The organism is Clostridium sp. 1001270J_160509_D11 (genome assembly GCF_015667935.1).
In the GTDB taxonomy this organism is placed as follows: domain Bacteria; phylum Bacillota; class Clostridia; order Peptostreptococcales; family Peptostreptococcaceae; genus Intestinibacter.
This window is the reverse complement of record NZ_JADPET010000131.1, coordinates 1-8,268: the sequence shown is the minus strand read 5'-3', so window position 1 is coordinate 8,268 and position 8,268 is coordinate 1. Positions and strand designations below refer to the sequence as shown.

Sequence of the window (8,268 nt, the reverse complement as noted above, 5' to 3'; positions counted from 1 at the left end):
AAAAATTCTACATCTATAATTTAAAAAGATGTAGAATTTTTTACTTATTATTTAACAGCTCCTGTACTTTGTCTTATAATCAATTGACTCGGTATTATAACTTTTTTACTGTATTTTCTATTTTTCGAAACCTTTTCTAAAATTAAATCTACAGCCGCATTGGCTAAATTCTCTATATGGACCCTAACTGTAGTAAGCGGTGGAATTGTGTGTTGTGATGCTATTAAATCATTAAATCCAATAATGCTTATATCCTCTGGTACTTTTATATTACATTCATATAAAGCCCTTAAAGCTCCCGTTGCTATAGTATCTGTTTCAACAAAAAAAGCAGTTGGAAGTTTATCATTATTTAATATAAATTCTTTTGTCTTATTGTATCCATCTATAGAGGTAACATCCATAGTATCAATAATATAATCTTCATTATATAGATTTTTAGATTTCATATAGGACTTATAAAATTCTACTCGTTTATCTAAACTCTTGTTTTTATAATCATCTAAAGTTTTAAAACTTCCTATAAAGCCAATTTTCTTATGACCTAATTCAATTAGGTGATCAAGTGCCATTATTGTACCTAATTTAAAATTTATTTTTACCGAATCATAGTTGATTTCATCTGGTGAAGAATCTAAAAACACAATGTTTTTATTTATCTCGCTTATTTTTTTTACTTCTTTTTTACTAAATTTACCTATAGCGATAATACCGTCTATTGGCTCTTCTCCTATATACTTATATTCCTCATTGTTTTTATATAAATTCACAACTTGTATTTCATTTTCAAAACATTCTCTATCTACTACACTTCTAAGTAATAAATAATATGGATCCTCTAGTTGTTCACTAGGATTGTACATTTCAACTATTCCCACTCTAATTTTGTTATTTTCAATCTTATTATTTATTTTCCTTTGCTTCAAAGTTTTATATTGCATTTCTTCTGCCATATTAAATATTTTTATTTTTGTTTCATCACTTACACTTATACTAATATCATGATTTAATACTCGTGATACTGTACCAACTGAAACCCCAACTGCATTAGCTATCTCTTTTAATGTCGCCAATATAAATACCTCCTTATTTGTATTTTTACAAAATAAAAATAACTGCGCATTTACTTTATTATAAAACATATATAATAAAATAATAAACCCAGTTATTATAAATATATACCCTTATCTATAAATTACTTTTATGATAAACGAATTAAAAATGCAATCGATAAAATAAATATAATAAAATTTATTAAAAAACTAACTTATCATTTCATCATTTAAATTATTATCATTAAATGCTATTTTTAAAAGAATCGGTGCAATAATAGTTGTTATTATTACTACTATTAATATAGGTGCAAAAATTACATTTGATATAATTCCTAATTTTACGCCTTTATTTGCTACTATAAGGGCGACTTCTCCTCTTGAAACCATACCTGCTCCAATTTGAAGAGATTCTTTATTTGAAAACTTAAATATTTTAGCACCTAATGCACATCCCCATAACTTTGATATAACTGCTACTATAGATAATACTATTGCAAATGCTACTATTATTATACTCATTTTTGGTAAAACTAATTTAAGACCTATACTCACAAAGAATATTGGTGATAAAAATGCATATGATAAATCATCTACTGCAAACATAATTTTTTCTTTTTTAAGACCAACTGCTGATATAATAAGACCTGTTACAAACGCACCTGTTATGTCTGCAACACCAAAGTACTCTTCAGATATATAAGCTAGTAATAAACATAAACCAATTACTGCTATTACTTGTCTTTTAAAGTTTTCTTTATCCATAAACCAATTTTTTAATATTTTATAAAGTACAAATGATACTATTGCCATAAATACAAAGTATAATAATATTTTTAACAATATAATATTTACTTTTACAGAAGTATCAGCAAAGCTTGAAACTAAAGACAGTGCTATTATACCTAATATATCATCAATTATAGCTGCACCTAATAATGTATTTCCTACATTTGAATTTAATTTGCCCATTTCTCTAAGTGTTTCTACAGTTATACTAACTGATGTTGCAGTTAAGATCACACCTACAAATACACTTTCTAAAAATAAACTACTATGTCCCATAATATCCTGCATTCCAAACTTACCAAATAAATAAGTTGTTACCAGTCCTAATATAAAAGGAATTAATACACCTAAAACTGCTATTACAAAACATGCTTTCCCTTGTTTTTTTAATTCGTATATATCAGTTTCTAAACCAGCAATAAACATCAAGAATATTACCCCTATTTCTGATAATTGCATTATAAATTCACTTTCCACAACTAAATTTAATACACATGGGCCAATTATAATCCCAGCCAATAATGCCCCAACTACTTGTGGTAGTTTAATTTTTCTAGATATCAATCCTAATAATTTAGTCGAAAATAAGATTAATGATATCTCAAATAAAAAATAATAAGAATTCATATTAATATGTCCTCTACTTTCATAATATTTAATTTATAAAATTTTCCTTCCCTAACGCAACTGATATTATACACCCATTGAAATAATATATCAAAAGAAAATTTCAATCTTTTTCCAACATTTCAAAAGAAAACATTTATTCCAAAGGTTTTAGTTATGTAATTTTTTCCACTTCTTATTATGTAATAAATCTATTTCCATAGAAAGTTTATAAGAAATATAATAACGAGTAAATTTATTTTCTAATGTAAAATAAAAAGACGTTTTTAAAAAACGTCTTTTTATATAAACCAATTATAAATATTTATCATTTTTTATGAGATGCTACTATAGCTCCATATGCTATAGAATATAATTTTGATTCATGAGTATCTGCTCTTGATACTAAAACTATTGGAGATTTTGCACCCATTATTATACCTGCTGATTTTGCACCTGCAGCATATGTAAATGCCTTGCCTATTCCGTTTCCAACCTCAATTGTCGGCATCAATATTATATCTACATCTCCACCAACTTGTGTTTTAAACTTCTTAACTTCACATGCTTCTTTTGATACTGCCAAATCAAACGCAAGAGGACCTTCAACAATTACATTGTCTCCAAATTCGCCATTTTTACCTGCTTCTTCTAATTGTTTTGCATCGATAGTTGCTTGCATCTTAGGATTTACCTTTTCTTTTGCTGCTAAAGCTGCCACTTTTATAGTTTTTAGTCCCAATGGCTCTGTAGCTTCTATCGCATTTTTTAATATTTTTACTTTTTGTTCATAATCAGGGGCAATATTCATACCTCCATCAGTTGTTACTAATAATTTATGATAAAAATCTACTTCATAAATCATAACATGACTAAGCAAACTGTCTGTTCTAAGTCCCCATTCTTTATTTAAAACTGCTTTTAAAATTACAGATGTATCTAAAAGTCCTTTCATAACAAAGTCTGCTTCTTTGGAAGAAACCAATTTTACAGCTACCTCTGCGCATTCTTCTATAGTTTCTTTATTTATTATTTTTATTCCATTTAAATCAAAGTTTATTTCTTTTGATATATTTCTTATTTCATCTTCATGCCCCACTAATATAGGTGTTATTATTCCCATTTCAGTTGCACTTTTTATTGCAAGTAATACTTCTTCATCATGTGCAGCTGCAACTGATAAAACTGCCTTTTCATTCCCCTTTAAAGTATCCAAAATTTCATCTAATTTTTTAATCATACAATCTACTCCTTACTGGTACTTGGATTTCTGATACCATTTCACTTTCACAAGTTATCAAACTTGGATCTACTAATTGTATTTCTATTGAATCGTCTATTATTTCATAATTATTTTTTATGATATATTCATCCAACTTTTTATAATATTTTGGGGCATCTTTGTGGTATCCATTATATCTAATAGATAAATATTTCGATTTTGGAAATACTTTTACTATATTTTTTTCATACTGTCCTTCTTCAACTATAACAAATGCACGATTATATTCGGTATATATCTTATTTTTTAAGTTATCCTTTGAAATCGATATCCCTACATCTCCGTAAGTTAAGCTTACCTTATATTCAGATACCTTTGCTAATTTTCTAACTAATAATTCAACACCTTTATAGGATATGTTTTCTTTGTATTCAATTACACACCTTTGTTCAAAGTCAATTTCTCTTATCTGATCTAAAAAATCTAATTGTACCGCATCTTGTATCTGAAATATCTTTTTATTTATTTTTTGTTGAATTAGTTTTAATTCATTTATTTTTTCTTCTATAATCTTATTTTGATATTCTAAAGAATCTACTATACTACTCAAATTCAATGTATTTAAATGATATTTTATTTTGCTTAAACTAAGCCCTAATTCCTTTAAGTACTGTATTGTCTCTAGACATTCAAATTGATCTATTGAATAATATCTATATTTATTATGTTCATCTACATAACTCGGCTTAAATAAGTCAATCTCATCGTAATATCGAAGTGTCTTACTATTTATATTAAATAATTTTGAAATTTCTCCAATAGTAAAAAATTCTTTCATATATCACACGCCCCTAAAATTATACATTACTCTTCTTTATAAATTCTAGCTTCTTCTTCTCCCCTTAAAACTCTAAGTCCTCCAAATGCAAGGGCTTCTAATTCATTTTCTCCAGGTAGTATTTCAACAGGAGCAATAAATTGAACTCTTTTTTTAATACTCTCTGTCATATATTTAGAATAAGCTATTCCCCCTGTTATAATTATAGCATCAACAACTCCATTTACAACAGTTGCTAATTCTCCTATTGACTTAGCTATTTGTAGCGCCATTGCATCGTATATTAATTTTGCATCTTCATCTCCATCGCTTATTTTGGATTCCACTTCTCTAGCATCAAAAGTGTGCATATATGAATATATTCCACCTTCTCCTCTAACTCTTTTTTTCATCTCTTTATGAGAGTATTTCCCGCTATAACATAAGTCTATCAAACTAGTTACAGGTAATCTTCCTGCACGACTAGGTGAAAAAGGTCCCTCTTCATCAGATACAAAATCTATCATATGTCCCTTTTCATGTACATTTAAACTAATTCCACCACCTAAATGTGCAACTATAAGGTTTAAATCTTTATATTCTTTATTATGCATTTTTGCATATTTAATAGCCATAGCTCTTGTATTTAAGGCATGAGTTAAACAGTGTCTATCCATTCCATTTAGCCCTGAAGGTCGTGCTATATCAATACATTCGTCTACACAAACTGGGTCATATATATATGAATCTACTCCAATTTCATTTGCAAGCGAATAAGATATAACAGCTCCTAAATTTGATGCATGTTCTAAAGTTGGATTATTTCTAAGTCTATCTATCATTTCATCATTTATCTTATATGCTCCACTTTTTACAGGTGGAAGACCTCCACATCTTCCTACTATCGTATTTATACTTTTTAAGTCTATATTATTTTCATCTAATACATTGTGTATCTGTTCTTTTCTCATTTTATATTGATCTAATATATTATCAAACTTAGATATTTCAGCTGCATCATGCTCTATTGACTTTGTTAGTATTGGCTTTTCATCTTCATATACAGCAAACTTTGTAGATGTTGATCCTGGATTTATAACTAAAACTCTATAAGACATACCTCTTCCTCCCATTTTATATAGATAAAATTATATAGATAAAAAGCTATTATAAGTCTTTTCTCATAACAGCTCTTTACCTTAAATAAATTTTTATTTAAATATAACTATTTAACTTTTATTATCTATTTAAATTAGATAAATTAACTTACTAATTCCATTCCTTCATGTAAAGCTCTTATATTTATATCAATAAACTTCTCTTTTACATTGTCTTTTATAATTTGTTCCCAATCTATCTCTTCTAAGTGCATACCTTTTATAACTGTACCTAGTAAAATTATATTCATAACTTTTTCATTTCCAAGTTCAACTGCTTTATCAGCTGCATTTATAACTTTTGCATGTAATTCTTTTAATTTTTCGTCCACTTCTTCTACCTTATATTCAGCGCTACCTGTTATAGTTGCTACTGATTCCATCTTATAGTTATTAGCTACTATTGTTCCACCTTCTTTAAGATATTTTAAATATCTTAGTGCTTCTACTTTTTCAAATGAAACTATCATATCTGCTCCACCAATTTCAATAACTGGAGAATAAACTTTATCTTTTGAATATCTAATTTGAGATGAAACTGAACCTCCTCTTTGGCTCATACCGTGTATTTCACTCATTTTCACATCGTATCCTTCTTGCATTAGACCTATTGTCAACAATTTACTAGCTAAAATAGTTCCTTGACCACCTACACCAACTAACATTATGCTTTTAGTCATTTTATTTTTCCTCCTTTACTATGGCGTCTTTTGGACAAACTTGTAAACAAACTTCACAACCTAAGCATTGGTTTTTATCTATTAAAGCTTTTTTCGTTTCTTTATTAACTGATATTGCTGGACATCCAGTTTTTGTGCATTTTTTACATCCTACACATTTTTCTTCATCTACAACACATTTATCTGTAAATACTTTTCCGAATTCGTCTATATCTGCTTGTGAAAATCTCTTAAGAGCACATGGCCATCTAGTTATAATAACTGACGCTTCGTCTAAACTAATTGCCCAATCTAGTGCATCTCTTACTTCATCTAATTTATTTGGATTTATGACTCTTATATTTTTCATTCCTAAAGCTCTTACTACTTGTTCAATATTTATTGCTGTTGTATCATCACCTTGTAGTGTAAAACCTGAGCCTGGATTTTCTTGATGTCCTGTCATTCCTGTTATTCTATTGTCTAATATTATTGAAATTGAATTTCCCTTATTGTATATAACATCGATTAAGCTGTTTATTCCTGTGTGGAAGAAAGTTGAATCTCCAAGTACACCTATTACTCTTTTTTCATTTCCATCAACCATATTAAGTACCTTTTGACATCCATGAGCTGAACTTAAACTAGCCCCCATACATACAACAAAGTCCATCGCATTATATGGTGAAGCAAATCCTAAAGTATAACATCCAATATCTCCAGCAACTACAACGTCTTTTCTCTTTCCTAATTCATAAAATAGACCTCTATGTGGACATCCTGCACAAAATGTAGGAGGTCTTGGTATAACTAAGTCTGGATCTATATCTTCATGTTTAAAGTTTTCTTTAAATATGCTCTTTCTAATTACATCAGGAGTCATTTCACCATATGCAGGTAGTATATCTTTTCCTATACAATCTACACCTAATGATTTTACATGTTCTTCTATAAATTTATCATTTTCTTCTACTATGTAGATTTTTTCTACTTTAGAAGCAAATTCTTTAATTTTTTCATCTGGCATTGGATTTGTAAATCCTAATTTTAGATAAGATGCATTATTATTAAAGACTTCTTTTGCAAAATTGAAACACATTCCTGAAGATATAACGCCGACTTTAGCTCCTTCATTTATTTCCATATAATTTACTTCTGTTTCATTTGAGAATTTATATAATTTCTTTTCTCTTTCTTCTACATCTACTCTTAATAATCTAGCATTAGCAGGTACTGTTACTCTTTTTACTACTTTTTCATAAGGTTTTATACCAACTTCATTTCTATCTTCACATTCAACTAAGCCCTTTGAATGGCAAAGTCTTGTAGTAAGTCTCATTATTACTAAAGTATTGAAATTTTCACTTATTTCATAAGCCATTTTCATCATATCTTTTGCCTCTTGGCTTGTGGATGGTTCTAATAGTGGTACTTTTGCTGATTTTGCATAATTTCTATTGTCTTGCTCGTTTTGAGATGAATGCATACCTGGTTCGTCCGCAGTTATTACTACAAATCCTCCATTTATACCAGTATATGCAACTGTGAATAATGGGTCTGCTGCCACATTAAGTCCAACATGTTTCATAGATGCTAAAGTTCTTGCCCCTGCAAATGCTCCACCTGCAGCTGATTCTAATGCTACCTTTTCATTTGGAGCCCATTCAGCTACTATATCATCTTTATATAAAGCTATATTTTCTAATATTTCTGTACTAGGAGTTCCTGGATATGCAGACGCATATTTAACACCAGCTTCATAAGCTCCACGTGCTATCGCCTCATTACCTGTCATTAATTTCTTCATAACTAAATCCCCCCTTAAATATATCTTGTAATCGTTTTCCTTCGTATTATTAAAAATCATTTAATGAATTATCATTGTACTTATCTTCCATTGCAGGGTATAAAACTTCCTCTACACTCCTATTTATTCTGTGTATTTCGTCAATAAATAATACATCAT

Annotated in this window: 7 protein-coding genes and 1 pseudogene; all 8 read right to left on the bottom strand. The window is 28.7% G+C overall.

Going from position 1 to position 8,268, the window contains the following annotated elements:
• Positions 1-47 precede the first annotated feature (47 nt).
• Complete coding sequence (locus I4U58_RS11100; RefSeq protein WP_195931413.1) at positions 48-1,073, bottom strand: LacI family DNA-binding transcriptional regulator; 1,026 nt, start codon at positions 1,071-1,073, stop codon at positions 48-50.
• 189 nt (positions 1,074-1,262) lie between these two features.
• Positions 1,263-2,468, bottom strand: coding sequence for a cation:proton antiporter (locus I4U58_RS11095; RefSeq protein WP_195931412.1), 1,206 nt, complete (start codon positions 2,466-2,468; stop codon positions 1,263-1,265).
• Positions 2,469-2,775: 307 nt separating this feature from the next.
• Positions 2,776-3,687 (bottom strand): phosphate acyltransferase, encoded by a 912-nt coding sequence (locus tag I4U58_RS11090; protein WP_195931411.1) that lies wholly within the window; start codon positions 3,685-3,687, stop codon positions 2,776-2,778.
• Entirely contained in the window at positions 3,680-4,507 is an 828-nt protein-coding gene (locus I4U58_RS11085) for a MerR family transcriptional regulator (RefSeq protein WP_195931410.1), read from the bottom strand. The genes I4U58_RS11090 and I4U58_RS11085 overlap by 8 nt, the downstream gene beginning before the upstream one ends.
• Before the next feature lie 26 nt (positions 4,508-4,533).
• The gene (gene buk, locus I4U58_RS11080; RefSeq protein ID WP_195931409.1) at positions 4,534-5,604 is read right to left on the bottom strand and encodes a butyrate kinase; all 1,071 of its coding nucleotides are present in this window, start codon (positions 5,602-5,604) and stop codon (positions 4,534-4,536) included.
• 143 nt (positions 5,605-5,747) lie between these two features.
• Positions 5,748-6,323 carry an indolepyruvate oxidoreductase subunit beta gene (locus I4U58_RS11075; RefSeq protein WP_195931408.1) on the bottom strand — a complete coding sequence of 192 codons (576 nt, stop codon included), beginning with the start codon at positions 6,321-6,323 and terminating at the stop codon, positions 5,748-5,750.
• A 1-nt stretch (position 6,324) separates the two neighbouring features.
• Positions 6,325-8,109 carry an indolepyruvate ferredoxin oxidoreductase subunit alpha gene (gene iorA, locus I4U58_RS11070; protein WP_195931407.1) on the bottom strand — a complete coding sequence of 595 codons (1,785 nt, stop codon included), beginning with the start codon at positions 8,107-8,109 and terminating at the stop codon, positions 6,325-6,327.
• A gap of 82 nt (positions 8,110-8,191) precedes the next feature.
• A pseudogene (locus I4U58_RS11065) lies at positions 8,192-8,268 on the bottom strand (hypothetical protein); the annotation flags it as partial.

What these genes read in the sequence shown, in the direction of transcription:
- I4U58_RS11095 (WP_195931412.1), bottom strand. Translation starts at nt 2,468, where the DNA reads ATGAATTCTTATTATTTTTTATTTGAGATATCATTAATCTTATTTTCG.
- I4U58_RS11090 (WP_195931411.1), bottom strand. Translation starts at nt 3,687, where the DNA reads ATGATTAAAAAATTAGATGAAATTTTGGATACTTTAAAGGGGAATGAA.
- I4U58_RS11085 (WP_195931410.1), bottom strand. Translation starts at nt 4,507, where the DNA reads ATGAAAGAATTTTTTACTATTGGAGAAATTTCAAAATTATTTAATATA.
- buk (WP_195931409.1), bottom strand. Translation starts at nt 5,604, where the DNA reads ATGTCTTATAGAGTTTTAGTTATAAATCCAGGATCAACATCTACAAAG.
- I4U58_RS11075 (WP_195931408.1), bottom strand. Translation starts at nt 6,323, where the DNA reads ATGACTAAAAGCATAATGTTAGTTGGTGTAGGTGGTCAAGGAACTATT.
- iorA (WP_195931407.1), bottom strand. Translation starts at nt 8,109, where the DNA reads ATGAAGAAATTAATGACAGGTAATGAGGCGATAGCACGTGGAGCTTAT.